Origin of the sequence: Winogradskyella poriferorum (assembly GCF_050618035.1) — a bacterium.
GTDB classification, from domain to species: domain Bacteria; phylum Bacteroidota; class Bacteroidia; order Flavobacteriales; family Flavobacteriaceae; genus Winogradskyella; species Winogradskyella poriferorum_A.
Genome location: NZ_JBODPY010000222.1, coordinates 1 through 222 on the forward strand (window position 1 = coordinate 1; position 222 = coordinate 222).

At 41.4% G+C, this 222-nt stretch carries 1 pseudogene; it reads right to left on the minus strand.

The window, feature by feature from the left end:
* Window positions 1-24: 24 nt before the first annotated feature.
* Window positions 25-222, minus strand: a pseudogene (locus ACRHOC_RS15550) (hypothetical protein); the annotation flags it as partial.

Sequence of the window (222 nt, forward strand, 5' to 3'; positions counted from 1 at the left end):
TATGTACTGTGTTTGTAAAATCGATTAGTCTCCTTCACTCAGTGAATAGCTACCATCACTATTAAAATTACTAAGATTAATAGTTACGGTCCACTCCCCAGGCGTACCAGAACTGGTCACACCATCAATACTATCAGGTTCGTAGTTACCAGTTAGGGTTCTGTCTAATACAATGTTGCCGTTGGCATCACTTACTTCCATTTGGAATTCTCCGGAAGCCGG